This is a genomic window from Streptomyces abyssomicinicus, from assembly GCF_008974245.1.
In the GTDB taxonomy this organism is placed as follows: Bacteria; Actinomycetota; Actinomycetes; order Streptomycetales; family Streptomycetaceae; genus Streptomyces; species Streptomyces abyssomicinicus.
Window position 1 is genome coordinate 362,716 of sequence record NZ_BBZI01000007.1, and the last position, 14,548, is coordinate 377,263.

Genomic DNA, 14,548 nt, shown 5'->3' on the forward strand with positions numbered 1-14,548 from the left:
GTCCGGCGCCCGCGAAGCCCCCCTCCCAACCCCGCGCGACAAGGAGCCACCATGGAGCCCGACTTCAGCAAGTACGTCCTCGAAGGGGACAATTCCCTGTACGCGAACGCGAGCGGCCTGGTGGTGCCGGTCGTCACCCGCGGCGGCCAGGAACCCGGCAACACCGGCCAGTCCGAGGGCGCCAGCCGGATCTCCGGGGTCGGCCCCCAGCACACCCCGGCCACCAGGATCTGGTTCGGCAAGGTCAGCAACGACGCCGGCTACCGCTCCGTGCCCCACCACCACGGCGAGGCCGAGACCGGCGGCTACGTGCTCTCGGGCCGGGCGCGCATCTACTTCGGCGCCAGGTTCGAGGACTACATCGACATGGCCGAGGGCGACTGGGTGTTCGTCCCGCCGTTCATGCCGCACGTCGAGTGCAACCTCGACCGCAACAAGCCGCTGACCTGGATGACCACCCGCACGCCGGAGAACATCGTCGTCAACCTCCCCCAGGTCACCGACGCCGACCTGCGCGACTGGACGGAGCGGCCCTGATGACCGACATCACCTCCGAGACCTTCACCGCCGCCGTCACCCTGACCCCCGCCGAACCCGAGCACTTCGACCGCGCGTTCACCGCGGTCACCCAGCCCTGCCCCTGGCCCAAGGCCTACGGCGGCGACCTGGTCGCCCAGGCCGCGGCCGCCGCCATGCGCACCGTCGAGGACGGCAAGACGCTGCACTCCACGCACTCCTACTTCATGCGCCCCGCCGAGATCGGCGCCGAGGTGCGCTACGAGGTGGAGGTGCTGCGCGACGGCCGGGGGTACGCGACCCGGCAGGTCCGCGGCTACCAGAACGGCAAGGCCCTGTACGTCTGCCTGGCCAACTTCGCGGCCGGTGAGCCCGGCGCCGGATACGCCGCCGAGGTCCCGGCCCGGCTGGGCGCCGACGGCCCGCCCGCCCCCGAGGAACTCCCCAGCGCCGCCGAACACCTCGAGGGCCGCACCGGCGGGACGATGACCGATACGTCCAAGGCGTACTGGTCGGCGGGCCGCTCCTTCGACATGCGGCACGTGCCCGGCCCGGTGTACCTCACCGTGGAGGGCGAGCGGACGCCCCACCAGGCGGTCTGGGTCAGGCCGTTCGACGCGCTCAGGCCAGTCGACGGGCTCACCGACGCCCAGCGGGACACCGCGGCCCTCGCCTACGTCTGCGACTACACGATCCTGGAGCCGGTGCTGCGCGTGCTCGGCCTGCCCTGGGCGCGGGAGGGCCTCGTCACCGCCAGCCTCGACCACGCCATGTGGTTCCACCGCGCCCCGCGGCCGGGCACGGTGGACGGCTGGCTGCTCTACGCCCAGCAGGCCGTCGCCGCCGACGCGGGACGCGGCCTCGCCGCGGGCCGCTTCTTCACGCCCGACGGCACCCATCTGGCCACCGTGGTCCAGGAAGGGATGATCCGCGCCCCCCAGGGAGGACGGCGATGACCCTCTCCCCCTCCGGCCACACCGACACCTTCGCGCGCGACCACCTCCCGCCGGCCGGGCAGTGGCCCGTGCTGGAGTTCACCACCGAGCAGCTCCACCACCCGCAGCGCCTCAACGCCGCCGCCGAACTGGCCGACCGCGCGGTCGACCGGTTCGGCCCGGACCGGCCCGCGCTGCGCACCCCCGACGGCACGCTGTGGACGTACGGCGAGCTGCGGCGGCGGGCCGACCAGGTCGCCCAGGTGCTCACCGAGGACCTCGGCCTGGTCCCCGGCAACCGGGTGCTGCTGCGGTCCCCCAACACCCCCTGGACCGTGGCCGCCTGGCTGGGGGTGCTCAAGGCGGGCGGCGTCGTCGTCACCACGGTGCCCGCCCTGCGGGCCCGCGAACTGGCGCCGATCGTGGAGAAGACGCGGCCCGCCGTCGCCCTGGTCGACCACCGCTTCCTCGACGACGTGCTCACCGTCCGCGCGACGCACGCGCCGGACCTTACCGTCGTCCCCCACGGCGGAGACACGGCCGACGACCTGAGCAGCCGCGCCGCGCGGAAGGAGGGCCGGTTCACCGCGGCCGACACCGCCGCGGACGACGTCGCGCTGTTCGGGCCCACCTCCGGCAGCACCGGCGTCCCGAAGATCACCGTCCACTTCCACCGCGACATCCTGTCCATCGACCACACCTTCGGACAGCACACGCTCCGGCTGCGCCCCGACGACCTGGTCGCCTGCACCGCGCCCCTCGCCTTCACCTTCGGCCTGGGCATGCTGGTCGTCTTCACCCTCCGGGCGGGCGCCTGCGCCTTCCTCACCGAGACGGCCCCTCCGGCGCGGCTCGCCGAGCTGGTGGCCGAACACGGCGTCACCGTCCTGGCCACCGCCCCGACCGCCTACCGGCAGATCCTCACCTCCGGCGCCGGCGAGCGGCTGACCGGACTGCGCACGGCGGTCAGCGCGGGCGAGCACATCCCGCGGGTCCTGTGGGAGGAACTGCGCGACCGGCTCGGCATCGAGATCGTCGACGGGATCGGCGCCACCGAGATGCTGCACATCTTCATCTCGGCCGCCGGCGACGACATCCGCCCGGGCGCGACCGGCCGGCCGGTCCCCGGCTACCGCGCCACCGTCCTCGGCCCCGACGGTGAGGAGGTGGGCCCCGGCGTCGCGGGGCGGCTGGCCGTGATCGGCCCGGTCGGCTGCCGCTACCTCGACGACGAACGCCAGGCCGCCTACGTCGTCAACGGCTGGAACGTCACCGGCGACACCTTCCGCCGCGACGAGGACGGCTACTTCTGGTACGAGGCGCGCGACGACAGCATCATCCTGTCGTCCGGCTACAACATCGCCGGCCCCGAGGTCGAGGCCGCGATCGACACCCACCAGGACGTCCTGGAGTCGGCGGTCGTCGCCGCCCCCGACCCCGAACGGGGCTCCGTGGTCTGCGCGTTCGTCGTCCTGCGCGACGGCGTCGCCGGGGACCAGGCGAAGGCCAAGGAGATCCAGGACCACGTCAAGCAGCAGATCGCGCCGTACAAGTACCCGCGCGACCTGCGCTTCACCGACTCGCTGCCGCGCAATCCGAGCGGCAAGCTCCAGCACTTCAAGCTGCGTCAGCTCGTGGAGGCACAGACATCATGAGGATCGCGATCGCCGGCGGCGGCCCCGGAGGCCTCTACTTCGCCGCCCTGATGAAGCAGCTCGACCCGGCCCACGAGGTCACCGTCTGGGAGCGCAACGCGCCCGACGACACCTTCGGGTTCGGCGTGGTGTTCTCCGACGAGACGCTCGGCGCCATCGACAACGCCGACGAGACCGTCCACGCCAGGATGGAGAGCCGCTTCGCCCGCTGGACCGACATCGACATCGATGTCGACGGCCGGCCGTTCACCGTCGGAGGCCAGGGCTTCGCGGCGATGAGCCGCAAGGAACTGCTGCGGATCCTCCAGGAGCGGGCCGCCGAACTCGGCGTCGTCGTCCACCACCGCCGCGAGGCCCCGGACGTGGACGAGCTGCGGCAGTCCCACGACCTGGTGGTCGCCGCCGACGGCCTCAACTCCGCCGTCCGCACCAAGTACGCGGACGCCTTCCGGCCCTCGCTCGACCGGCGGCGCAACAAGTACATCTGGCTGGGCACCGACCTGGTCTTCGAGGCGTTCCAGTTCTTCGTCAAGCAGACGGAGTGGGGCACCATGCAGATCCACGGCTACCCGTACTCCGACGCCGGGTCCACCTTCATCGTGGAGATGCACGAGGACGTGTGGCGGCGCGCCGGGTTCGACCGGACCGAGGCGGAGATCTTCCCGCCCGGTGTCTCCGACGAGTACGCCGTCGCCCGGATCGCCGAGATCTTCGCCGACGAGCTGAAGGGCCACCGGGTCCTCACCAACAACTCGAAGTGGCTGAACTTCACCACGGTCCGCAACGAACGCTGGCACGACGGCAACGTCGTGCTGCTCGGCGACGCCGCCCACACCGCGCACTTCTCGATCGGTTCCGGCACCAAGCTCGCCATGGAGGACGCCCTCGCGCTCGCCGCCTGCCTGCACGAGAACGCGGGCGTCGCCGAGGCGCTGGAGGCCTACCAGGCCGAGCGCAAGCCGGTCGTCGAGTCGACCCAGCGGGCGGCGCAGGCGTCGCTGGAGTGGTTCGAGAACATCGGCATGTACGCCGGACAGGACCCGGCCCAGTTCGTCTTCAACCTGCTCACCCGCTCCCGCCGGATCACCTTCGAGAACCTCAAGGAGCGCGACGCCGCCTTCGCGGACCTGATGCAGGAGGAGTTCGCCCGGCACCAGCAGGCACCCGGCGCCGCTCCGGCCATGTTCCAGCCCGTCCGGATCGGCGAGCTGGAACTGAAGAACCGCGTCGTCGTCTCCCCGATGGACATGTACTCCTCCGTCGAGGGCGTGCCGGGGGACTTCCACCTGGTGCACCTGGGCTCCAAGGCGCTCGGCGGGGCCGGCCTGGTGATGAGCGAGATGGTCTGCGTGTCACCCGAGGGCCGGATCACCCCCGGCTGCCCCGGACTGTGGACCGACGAGCAGGGCGACGCCTGGCGCCGGGTCACCGACTTCGTCCACGAGAACACCACCGGCAGGATCGGGCTGCAGCTCGGCCACTCCGGCCGCAAGGGATCGACGCGGCTCATGTGGGACGGCATCGACCAGCCGCTGGAGGACGGCAACTGGGAGGTGATCGGCCCCTCCCCGATCCCCTACGGCAGCGGCTGCCACACCCCCCGGGAGATGACCCGCGAGGACATGGACCGGGTGGTCGCCGACTTCACCGCGGCCGCCGTACGCGGGGTGCGCGCCGGGTTCGACCTGATCGAGGTGCACGCGGCCCACGGCTACCTGCTGTCGTCCTTCCTCTCCCCGGTCGCCAACCGGCGCACCGACGAGTACGGGGGCACGCCGGAGAACCGGCTGCGGTTCCCCCTGGAGGTCTTCGACGCGGTGCGGTCCGCGGTCCCGGACGAGATCCCGGTGATCGTCCGCGTCTCGGCGACCGACTGGGTCCCGGACGGCAACACCGCCGAGGACGCCGTGGAGATCGCCCGCGCCTTCGTCGAACACGGCGCGGCCGCGATCGACGTCTCCTCCGGCCAGGTCACCAAGGACGAGAAGCCCGCCTTCGGGCGCTCGTACCAGACGCCGTTCGCCGACATGATCCGCCACCGGGTGGCCGCCCCGGCCGGCGTGCGGGTGATCGCCGTCGGAGCGATCTCCTCCTACGACGACGTCAACTCCATCCTGCTCGCCGGACGGGCGGACCTGTGCGCCCTGGGCCGCACCCACCTCCACAACCCGCAGTGGACGCTCCAGGCGGCGGCCGCGCAGGAGTACCGGGGCAGCGGGGCCCAGTGGCCGGTGCAGTGGAAGGCAGGCAGCCGCAGGCCGCCGGCGTCGCGTACCGACAAGGTGCCGCCGCGGCTGTCCCTGCTGCGCCCGGGCGGCGACGACGCCGTGCACGTGCGGTGGACGCCCGGCCGCGACACGGTGTCCCCGTGACCACCGCCCAGCAGGACGGCGCACCCGGCGCGGCCGTCAGGCCCGCCGGTGTGCACCGGACCCGGATCGAGTGGATCGACACGGACGCGGCCGGCATCTACCACAACAGCACCGTCGTGCGCTTCGTGGAGGCCGCGGAGGCCTCGCTCATGCGGGAGCGGGGCCTGCACGGCTACTTCCCGGCCGCTCCCCGGGTGCGCTACGAGGCCGACTTCGAGGCGCCCCTCTTCTTCGGCCAGGAGGTCCGGACGGTCGTGGAGCTGGTGCGCGTCGGCACCGCGTCGATGACCTTCGGCTTCGAGGTGTGGGGCGAGGAGTTCGACGGCCGTCCGGCCCGCCGGGCCGCGCGCGGCTCCTACGTGACCGTGCACGTCGGACAGGGCGCGCACGGCGACGCCTCGGCGGTGCCGTGGCCCCGGGAGTGGGTCACCGCATTGGCCGGACCGGGTGCGGGCCGGGTGCCGCCGGTCCGGCATACTGGCTGAAATGACCGAGACCAAGGGCACCCCGACCGCCGCCGCCGCGCCCGCCGGCCGTTCGCGGACGGTGCTCGTCAGCTTCCTCGGCTCGGTCGTCCGCAAGATGGGCGGCTGGATGCCGATCGCGGGCACCGTGGCGCTGCTGGCCGAGACGGGTCTCGACGCGGCCAGCGTGCGCACCGCGGTCTTCCGGCTCAAGAGGCGCGGCTGGCTGGTCGCGGAGACCCGCGCGGGCATGCGCGGCTACACGCTGACGCCGGCCGCGCTGGACGCGCTCGCCGAGGGCGACCAGGTCATCTGGCACGCCCGCGAGCCCGCCGACCTGGGCGACGGCTGGTGCTTCGTCAATTTCTCCGTGCCCGAGTCCGCGCGCTCCCTGCGCCACCAGCTGACCGCGCACCTGACCTCCCTCGGGTTCGGCAACATCGGCTCGGCGGTGTGGATCGCCCCCGCGCGGATGCTCCCGGCCGCCCGGCGCGCCATCACCGAACTCGACCTCACCCGGTACTGCGCCGTCTTCGTCGGCGACTACGTGGCGGGCCAGGACCTGCACACCATGGTGCGCAACGGCTGGGACCTGGACGAGATCGACGGGCGCTACCGGGAGTTCGTCACGCGGTACGGGGCCGAGGCGGAACGGCTCGCCGCGTCCGCGGTGATCGAGGGCGAGCACGCCTTCGTCACCTATCTCTCCGTGCTCGACCACTGGCGCAAACTGCCCTTCCGTGACCCCGGCCTGCCCCGTGAGGTGCTGGCAGAGGACTGGGCCGGTCCGGCCGCGGTCCGGCTCTTCGAGCGGCTGGTGGCCCTGCTGGAGGGCCGGGCGCTGGCGCACGCCGCACCGCACTGGTCGGCCCGGACCACGCCCGGCAAGGGCGGCGAGCGCGGCGCCTGACCCGTCCGCGCCCGGGCCGCGGGGCACGGGAGAGCCCCGGGGCCCGGTGAGGGCGGAGTCCGTTCCGCCGTCACCGGGCCCCGGGGCTTCCCGCCGTCCGGGGCCGTGTCAGCCCGCCACCGGCCGGTTCGCCAGCTCCTCGCGCAGCGTGGCGCCGTCCTCGTCCGCGAGGGCCGCGGCCCGCAGCGCCTCGAGGCGCCGCGCGGAGCCGTCGTGGGCCGGCAGCTCCCGCGCGGCGGCCATCAGCAGCCCGAAGCTGTCGTCGCCGTGGGCGTAGGTGGCGCCGTACCCCTTGAGGACCCGCTGGCACTCGATGATCTCGCGGGCGAGACGGGGGCCGTCCGCGGCCTTCGCCAGGGCGAGGTCCAGCCAGGCGTCGATCGCCTCCTGCTCCCGGACGAACCGCAGGGACCGCGGACGCAGCGGGCGCATCCGGGCGAGCACCGCCAGCGCGGTGAACCCCGTGACCGAGGTGGTGTTGAGCACCAGACCCCGGTGGGTGAGCAGGTGCACGAGACGCCCGAACACCCGTGACCGCAGCAGCCACGCCCCCAGACGGGCGGGCATCATGTCGGTCAGTTCCTCGACCTGCGGGTGCAGGAACTCCCGCACCTGCGCCAGGTGGCCCTCACCGGCCTTCGCCTCTTCACGAACCCGCGCCATCCGGTGGCGCCGGGTCTTCTGCAGCGCCACCTGGATGGTGTCCTGGTAGCACATCCACAGCGCGATGTGACGCCCGGCCTCGCGGGTGAGCGCCGCGTCGCCGTCGCGGTCGGGGTCGGCGGCCGCGACCCTCGCGACCCGGTCCAGGTAGCGGTCGGCGTACTCCGGGCCCTGGTAGACGGCGGTCCGGACGACACCGTGCAGCACCGTCGAGCGGGCGGCGGCCGGCAGCAGCGCGGTCCGTCCGGCCTGGGCGGTCAGGGCCGGCCCGACGAGGGACGCCGGGTCGCTCGCCGCGATCCGGGTGCGCTCGCGCTCCGCGGCCCGCTTGCGGTCCTCCTCGGTCTCCGGGCGGCGGCGGCCGATGGTCACGGGGACCGGTCCGCCCGGTGCGGCCGGCCGGGCGGGCGCGGCCGTGACCGGCTCCTCGCCCGCCTCCGCCCCGCCGGGTCCCGTCGCGGACGACGCCGTCCCTGCCGTTGCCGTTGCCGTTCCCGTGCCGGCGGGTCCCGTCCCGGCCGTCCCCGCCCCGTCGGCGGACACCTGCCCGGCGGCCTCGGTGTACGCGGCGGCGAAGGCCCTCAGGGACTTCTCCGCGGCCTTCGGGAACGCCCGGATCGGCGCCTCGAACTGCTCGCGGGTGAAGGGCAGGGCCCCGGACCCGGCGAGCGCGCCGTAGAGCGAGGCGCTGATGACGCTCCCCGCGTCGTCGGCCATCCGGGCGAAGTCGGCGGCGACCAGGACCCTGGCGGCGCGCTGCGCGGCGGCGAAGAGCTCGTCCGCGTCCACCCGGCCGTCGCCGAGCCCGATCTTCTCGTCGACCGAGTACACCCGGTTCGTCGAGGTGATCAGGGTGGTGCGGTCGGGTGTGGCGAAGCCGCGCTGCACGGCGCGGCCGCACTCCATCAGCTCCGAGGCGATGACGATGTCGACCTCGCCCGGGGTGGGGAAGAGGCTGAGGACCGGTTCCCTCCGCCCTCCCACGGGCACGCCGCCCGCCGGCGGCGGGAGCATCTCGACGTAGTAGACGGTCGCGCCGGTGCGCTGGGCGACACCGGCCACCGACGTGGTCTGCGCGGTCCAGCCGGCCTCCTCGCCGACCGCCACGATCCAGTCGGCGAGGACGCCGCCGCCCTCGCCGCCCATGGCCAGGACGGCCAGGGTGACGGGACGCAGTCCGTCCCGCCAGCCGGGGCCGCGGCGGGCCCCGGGCACGTCGGTCCGAAGGGTCGTGGTCGTCATCAGGCTGTCACCTCGTATCGTGCGGCACGGGTCTCGAGTCCCCTGGAGGCCAGGGCGATCCACCGGGTGCGCACCGCGGCCAGGAACCGGTCCCGGCGGGTCGGGTTCTGCACCACGTCCGTGCGGTAGAAGGACGGGCAGAGCACCGCGGCGTGCGCGTTCGCGCCGCAGACACCGCAGCCGACACAGCTGTCCAGCACGGTCGCGACCGGATCGGTCCGCAGCGGGTCCGGGTTGTCGGTGATGGTCAGGGAGGGGCATCCGGAGATGCGGATGCAGGCGTGGTCGCCGGTACAGGTCTCCGGGTCGACGCCGAAGCGCTCCCGGACCACCCGTCTGCCCGCCCCGAGGTCGGCGGCCCGCTGCTTCTTCACCCGGCGCTGGCGGTTGAGCTGGCACTCGCTCTGCGCCACGATCACCTTGGGACCGGGCTCCTTCGTGGTCAGCGCCCTGACGAACAGGTCCCGCAGGGCGGACACCTTGTAGGTGTCGGTGACGGTGCGGCTCCACCGGACGCCGATCCCGCGCACGGCCCGCTCGATGGGGTGCCTGGTCGAGCGGATCGGGTTGTCGGCCTGGGAGGAGAGCACGTCCTGGCCGCCGGTCGCGGCACTGTAGGCGTTGTCGACCACCACCAGCAGCTGGTCGTTCTCGTTGAAGACCGCGTTGCCGACGCCGCTGGTGAGACCGTTGTGCCAGAAGCCGCCGTCGCCCATGAACGCGACGGTGCGCCGGTCCGCGTCCTTGGAGTTCAGGGCGGAGGCGCCCGCCGACCCCAGGCCGTACCCCATCGTCGTCGCACCGAGGTTGAACGGTTCGTTGACGGCGAAGAGGTGGCAGCCGATGTCGGCGCTGATGTGGTGCGGGCCGGTCTCACGTTCGGCCAGCTTCAGGGCGCTGAAGATCGGACGCTCCGGACAGCCCGTGCAGAGCCCCGGGGGGCGCGGGCGCATCGCGGGCGCGGCGACGCGCGGCGCGAAGGGGCTCGCCGGGTCGGACTCCGCGAGCAGCAGCGACGGCTCCTCGGTGACCGCCTCCGGCAGATGGGTGCGCAGGAACCGCGCCACCCCCTTGGTGACCGCGGTCGAGGTGTACTCGCCGACCGCGGGGAGGAGGTCCTTGCCGTGCAGCGCGGTGGTGCTGCCGGCCCGGCGCAGGACGGCGTGCAGGTTCTGCTCGAGGTAGTCGGGCTGCCCCTCCTCGAGCAGCAGCACGGCCTTCTTGTCCGCGCAGAAGTCGAGGATCTCCTCGTCCACCACCGGGTAGGTGACGTTCATGACGTAGAGCGGGACGGTGGTGCGGCCGTACGGGTCCGAGGCGCCGAGCATCTCGAGCGAACGGTTGAGCGTGTTGTACAGCCCGCCCTGGACGATGATGCCGACGTCGGCGAGACCGTTGCCGAAGACCTCGTTGAGGCCGCGCTCCTTGATGAACCGGACGGCCTGTGGCCACCGGTGTTCGTGCTTCTCCCGCTCGTGGAGGAAGCTCGCGGGCGGCAGGACGACCCGGTCGATGTCGCGGCGCGGGTTCTCGATCGCGTCCTTGACGGTCGTCGGCGGGCGCACGTTGTCCTTGGCGGTGAACGTGCCGTGCAGGTGGCAGGAGCGCAGCCGGAGCTGCAGCATCACCGGGGTGTTGCTGACCTCGGAGAGCTCGAACCCCGCCTCGACCGCGTCCACGATCGCCTCCAGGTTGGGACGCGGGTCGAGCAGCCACATCTGCGACTTCATCGCGAAGGCGTGCGAGCGCTCCTGCATGATGCTGGAGCCCTCGCCGTAGTCCTCGCCGACGATGATCAGCGCGCCTCCGGTGACACCGCCGCTCGCGAGGTTGGCCAGCGCGTCCGAGGCGACGTTGGTGCCGACGGTGGACTTGAACGTGACGGCGCCGCGCAGCGGCTGGTGCACCGAGGCGGCCAGCATCGCGGCCGCCGTCGCCTCCGACGCGCTGTTCTCGAAGTACACGTCGAGTTCCGACAGCACCTCGTGCGCGTCACCGAGCACGTCCATCAGGTGGGAGATCGGCGCGCCCTGGTAGCCGCCCACATAGGCGACGCCGGACTGCAGCAGCGCCTTGGTCACGGCCAGGATTCCCTCCCCGCTGAAGGTCGTCCCGGCCCCCTGCCGCAGTTTGCCGATCTCGGCGGCGAAAGACCGTTCCGCCATCGTTGCCTCCTTGCTCCGTACCACCGGCGTGGGCCGAGGTCGTGGGTGGGGATGTGCGGCGACCCTAGGAAGACGCCCGCGCAGCGGCTATCCGTTCGGCGCGAGTTCGGTCCACCGAGCGCGGAGGGTCTTCGACGGACGTGCCCGACGGGTGCCATGCTCGGCACCGCCCCCCGCCCCGAAGCAGGAAGGACCCCTCATGAGCGACGTCATCAGTGCCGCGGCCGGTCTGGCCGCGGTGGCCGAACAGCTGGCCTCGGGCACGATCGAGGTCGTCGACCTGACCTCCCCCCTGCACGCCGGGACCCCGGTGCTGCAACTGCCGGAGCAGTTCGGGCAGACGGCCCGCTTCGAACTGGAGGAGATCAGCCGCTTCGACGACCGGGGCCCGGGCTGGTACTGGAACAACTTCCGTACCGGTGAGCACACCGGCACCCACTTCGACGCGCCCAACCACTGGATCACCGGCAGGGACCTGGACGACGTCGCCCAGGTGCCCGCCCAGCGGCTGGCCGGCCCCGCGGTGGTCGTCGACAGCACCGCGCAGACCGAGGCCGACCCCTCCTACCTGCTCGACGTCCCCGACCTGCTGGCCTGGCAGGAGGAGCACGGGCCGCTGCCGGAGAACAGCTGGCTGCTCCACCGCACCGGCTGGTCCCGGTACGCCGACGACCCGGAGGCGTTCGCCAACGTCGGGGAGAACGGTCCCCGCACCCCCGGGCTCACCCCGGCCGCGGCCCGCTACCTCGCCGAGGAGACCGGCATCCTGGGCATGGGCGTGGAGACCGTCGGCACCGACGCCGGCCACGCGAGCGAGCTGGACCCGCCCTACCCCTGCCACTCCATGCTCCTGGGAGCGGGCAAGTACGGGCTGACCCAGCTGCGCCGGCTGGACCGGCTCCCGGCCACCGGGGCGGTGGTCGTCGCCGCGCCGCTGCCGATCGTCGGCGGTTCGGGCGCGCCGTGCCGGGTCCTCGCGCTGGTCCCCGCCGCCGCGCGGTGACGCCGGCCCGCCGCCCCGGTGGCCCGCCGCGCCGCACGGGCCGTGGCCCTCACCGGCGGGGCGGCGCGCCCGTACCGGCGCGGGCCACCGGGGCGGCGGAGCGGCGCGATCCGCGCCCGGGGCGCGGCGGTCACGGAACGCCGACGGGGGCGGGGCGTCCGGGATCCGACTCGTGTCGGCCATCTTGCGGACGGCGTGAAGGCGCCGCCCGCCCGCCCGGCCGTCCGGACGCCCCGCGGGCTCCCTCGGCGCACGCCCGGCGCGGCCGTCGGGCGCGCGCCGTCCGGTCGTCCGCGGACCGACGACCGGGGGCCGGACCGCCGGTGCCGGGAGCAGGCCCGCGACCGGTGCGTCCCGCCGTACCGGCCCGGTCCCGCCGTACCTCCCCCGGCGGACGGCGCCACGCCGTCCGCGGCGGCCCGGCCGGGTCGCCGGACGGCCGCCACCGTGCCTGCTGGGACGCGGTGTGCGGGGCGGAGCGGGAGGGGCGGGCGCCGGGCCGGCGCCCCATCCGCCCGTCCCCTCCACCGTCGTCCCAGGACCCGCGTGCCGCGGGGCTGCTTTCGGCCCGGGTGCGGCGCTCCGCGCCCCGCGGGCGTGGCCGAGGCCGCTTCCCTTCCCCGAACTCCGCGCGGGCGGCCCGGGAGAACACGGCAGGTCACTTTCTGTGAAATCCTGGGGTGTTTTGAGCTGGGCCATCAGTGTCTGGATGTGTATGGCCCAGAATCACTAGTTAGCAGACGCCTCACGGCAGTTGTGCTTAGTCTCTCTCTCGGCCCAGGCGGCCGGCCTTCCCGGGCCGGCCCCGCGCACGAACGTCACGAACGTGCGGCGCAGCGTCCCCCTGCCGGCCGGATCCGTCCCCGGTCCGGTCGGTGTGTCACGTCGCCAGAGCACCAGAGCACCAGTTCCCAGGAGGCTCCGTTCCATGCCGCACGTGCCCCCTACACCGGTCGCCGAAAGGCGTCCGGCCCCTGGCCACCGCTCGCTCCAGGGCCGTTTCGACGAACTCGCCCGCGCGCACCGGGTCCCCGGCGCGCAGCTGGCGCTGCACACCGGCACCCAGGTGATCAGCGTCCACACCGGTACCGCCGACGCCGCCACGGGCGCGCCCTTCACCGAGGACACCGCCGTGCCGACCGGCTCGGTGACCAAGCTGTGCACGGCCGCGGTCGTCACGCTCCTCGCCGAGGACGGCGACCTCGAACTCGACGAGCCCGCCGCCGTGCTGCTGCCGGAGCTGCGCCGCTTACCGCAGGTGACCGTCCGTCACCTGCTCAGCCACACCTCCGGGCTGCCGACCGGCCCGGACTCCGACACCGCCGCCGGCTGGACCGCGGCCCGCCACCTCGCCTCGGTCTGCTCCCCGCGCGACCTCCTGTTCGCCCCCGGCACCGGCTTCAGCTACTCCAACGCCGGATACGTGGCGGCCGGCCGGCTGGTCGAAGAGGTCACCGGCATGACCTGGCGGGAGGCGGTGCGGGCGCTCCTCCTCGAACCGCTCGGCATACGCCCCGCCTTCCTCGGTGACGCCGCGCCCCACCGGCCCGTCGCCGCCGGTCACGCCCGCAACACCGCCTCCGGCCGCCCGATGCCCGTCGCGCAGAACCTCGCCCCCGTCGAGGCGCCGGCCGGCGCCCTGCTCGCCGGGGCCCTCGACCTGCTGGCGCTCGGCCGGGCGCTGGCCGGCCGCTCCACCGCCCTGCCGCCGGCCGCCGCGGCGTGGATGTGCCGGCCCGTACCCGGCGCGCACCCCGGCGCCCTGGCCGACGCCTGGGGAGCCGGCGCGGCCCTGTTCCGCGGTGCGGACCGCTGGTGGTGCGGTCACGACGGCAACGCCCAGGGCACCTCCTGCCACCTGCGGGCCGACCCCGGGACCGGTGTGGTCGTCGCCTTCACCGGCAACGCGAGCTCCGCGACCGCCATGTGGCGCGAACTCGCGGGGGAGATAGCTGAGTTCACCGGCCCGGCGGTGCCCGCCTCGCCGCGTCCCGTCCCCGGCCGGAACCGTTCCCCGCTGCCCCCCGGGTGCGCCGGCTCCTACCGCAACGGCTCCGCCGAGTACCGGGTGGGCCTGGACGCCTCCGGCCACCCGTTCCTCTCCGTCGACGGAGACCTCCCGCTGCCGCTGGTGTGCTACGCCGACCTCTCCTTCGACCTGGCCGACCCGGCGAGCGGCCGCCGGGAGCCCGGCGGACGCTTCCACCGCGACCCGCTGACCGGGGTCCTCGACCGGGTGCAGATCTCCGGACGCGCGGCCCGCCGGGTGCCGGACCCGCAAGCGCGTCCCCGTTCCGTGGACGTCCGTGCCGCGGGAGCCCGTGCCGCGGACGCCTCCGGACCGGGCGTCCCCGCCGTTCGCCCCCCGGGCGCGGCGGTGCCCGTGACCGGCTCCTCCGTGAAGGCCGCCCGCGTGGAGGCCCGTTCCCCCGCAGGCGGACCCGTGTCCGCCCCTGCCGCGCGGCCGGATTCCGCGACGGCCACGGCGACGTCCCCGTGGCCCGCGTGTACCGGCCGGCCCCAGGACGCCCCGCCGTCCCCGCGGTAGCACCGACAGGTCCCGCGGCACCCTCCCCAGACTCCGAACGCGGCCCGTGCCGCGTCGCCCCGCCGTGCCCCGGCC

The 14,548-nt window shown here is 74.1% G+C and carries 10 protein-coding genes; 8 read left to right on the forward strand and 2 right to left on the reverse strand.

Annotated features, from left to right (window positions below):
- Positions 1-51 precede the first annotated feature (51 nt).
- The 6 genes from GBN72_RS15090 to GBN72_RS15115 are packed head-to-tail and all read left to right on the forward strand — an operon-like array spanning position 52 to position 6,852.
- Positions 52-537 carry a cupin domain-containing protein gene (locus GBN72_RS15090; RefSeq protein WP_151772307.1) on the forward strand — a complete coding sequence of 162 codons (486 nt, stop codon included), beginning with the start codon at positions 52-54 and terminating at the stop codon, positions 535-537.
- The gene (locus tag GBN72_RS15095) at positions 537-1,472 is read left to right on the forward strand and encodes an acyl-CoA thioesterase (protein ID WP_151772308.1); all 936 of its coding nucleotides are present in this window, start codon (positions 537-539) and stop codon (positions 1,470-1,472) included. The genes GBN72_RS15090 and GBN72_RS15095 overlap by 1 nt, the downstream gene beginning before the upstream one ends.
- The gene (locus GBN72_RS15100) at positions 1,469-3,106 is read left to right on the forward strand and encodes an AMP-binding protein (RefSeq protein ID WP_151772309.1); all 1,638 of its coding nucleotides are present in this window, start codon (positions 1,469-1,471) and stop codon (positions 3,104-3,106) included. Before GBN72_RS15095 ends, GBN72_RS15100 begins: the two co-directional genes overlap by 4 nt.
- A complete protein-coding gene (locus GBN72_RS15105) occupies positions 3,103-5,478 on the forward strand; it encodes a bifunctional salicylyl-CoA 5-hydroxylase/oxidoreductase (protein WP_151772310.1) in 2,376 nt (791 codons plus the stop codon). Before GBN72_RS15100 ends, GBN72_RS15105 begins: the two co-directional genes overlap by 4 nt.
- On the forward strand, positions 5,475-5,963 hold the full coding sequence (locus GBN72_RS15110; protein ID WP_246212498.1) for an acyl-CoA thioesterase: 489 nt from the start codon (positions 5,475-5,477) through the stop codon (positions 5,961-5,963). Before GBN72_RS15105 ends, GBN72_RS15110 begins: the two co-directional genes overlap by 4 nt.
- Before the next feature lies 1 nt (position 5,964).
- Positions 5,965-6,852: a PaaX family transcriptional regulator gene (locus GBN72_RS15115; protein WP_246212500.1), complete on the forward strand. Its 888-nt coding sequence runs from the start codon at positions 5,965-5,967 to the stop codon at positions 6,850-6,852.
- 108 nt (positions 6,853-6,960) lie between these two features.
- On the opposite strand, the gene GBN72_RS15120 is transcribed toward GBN72_RS15115, so the two are convergent.
- Both GBN72_RS15120 and GBN72_RS15125 read right to left on the reverse strand, forming a co-directional pair.
- A complete protein-coding gene (locus GBN72_RS15120) occupies positions 6,961-8,757 on the reverse strand; it encodes an indolepyruvate oxidoreductase subunit beta family protein (RefSeq protein WP_151772311.1) in 1,797 nt (598 codons plus the stop codon).
- The gene (locus GBN72_RS15125; RefSeq protein ID WP_151772312.1) at positions 8,757-10,922 is read right to left on the reverse strand and encodes a thiamine pyrophosphate-dependent enzyme; all 2,166 of its coding nucleotides are present in this window, start codon (positions 10,920-10,922) and stop codon (positions 8,757-8,759) included. The genes GBN72_RS15120 and GBN72_RS15125 overlap by 1 nt, the downstream gene beginning before the upstream one ends.
- Positions 10,923-11,121: 199 nt before the next feature.
- Between GBN72_RS15125 and GBN72_RS15130 the strand changes: the two genes are divergently transcribed.
- Both GBN72_RS15130 and GBN72_RS15135 read left to right on the forward strand, forming a co-directional pair.
- Positions 11,122-11,925, forward strand: a complete 804-nt coding sequence (locus tag GBN72_RS15130) for a cyclase family protein (protein ID WP_151772313.1) — start codon at positions 11,122-11,124, stop codon at positions 11,923-11,925.
- Positions 11,926-12,853: 928 nt separating this feature from the next.
- Positions 12,854-14,473, forward strand: a complete 1,620-nt coding sequence (locus GBN72_RS15135) for a serine hydrolase domain-containing protein (protein WP_151772314.1) — start codon at positions 12,854-12,856, stop codon at positions 14,471-14,473.
- Positions 14,474-14,548: the final 75 nt, after the last annotated feature.

Excerpts from the sequence above, each read along its gene's own strand:
- GBN72_RS15090 (WP_151772307.1), top strand. The coding sequence starts at position 52 with ATGGAGCCCGACTTCAGCAAGTACGTCCTCGAAGGGGACAATTCCCTG.
- GBN72_RS15135 (WP_151772314.1), top strand. The coding sequence starts at position 12,854 with ATGCCGCACGTGCCCCCTACACCGGTCGCCGAAAGGCGTCCGGCCCCT.
- GBN72_RS15095 (WP_151772308.1), top strand. The coding sequence starts at position 537 with ATGACCGACATCACCTCCGAGACCTTCACCGCCGCCGTCACCCTGACC.
- GBN72_RS15105 (WP_151772310.1), top strand. The coding sequence starts at position 3,103 with ATGAGGATCGCGATCGCCGGCGGCGGCCCCGGAGGCCTCTACTTCGCC.
- GBN72_RS15100 (WP_151772309.1), top strand. The coding sequence starts at position 1,469 with ATGACCCTCTCCCCCTCCGGCCACACCGACACCTTCGCGCGCGACCAC.
- GBN72_RS15130 (WP_151772313.1), top strand. The coding sequence starts at position 11,122 with ATGAGCGACGTCATCAGTGCCGCGGCCGGTCTGGCCGCGGTGGCCGAA.
- GBN72_RS15115 (WP_246212500.1), top strand. The coding sequence starts at position 5,965 with ATGACCGAGACCAAGGGCACCCCGACCGCCGCCGCCGCGCCCGCCGGC.
- GBN72_RS15125 (WP_151772312.1), bottom strand. The coding sequence starts at position 10,922 with ATGGCGGAACGGTCTTTCGCCGCCGAGATCGGCAAACTGCGGCAGGGG.
- GBN72_RS15120 (WP_151772311.1), bottom strand. The coding sequence starts at position 8,757 with ATGACGACCACGACCCTTCGGACCGACGTGCCCGGGGCCCGCCGCGGC.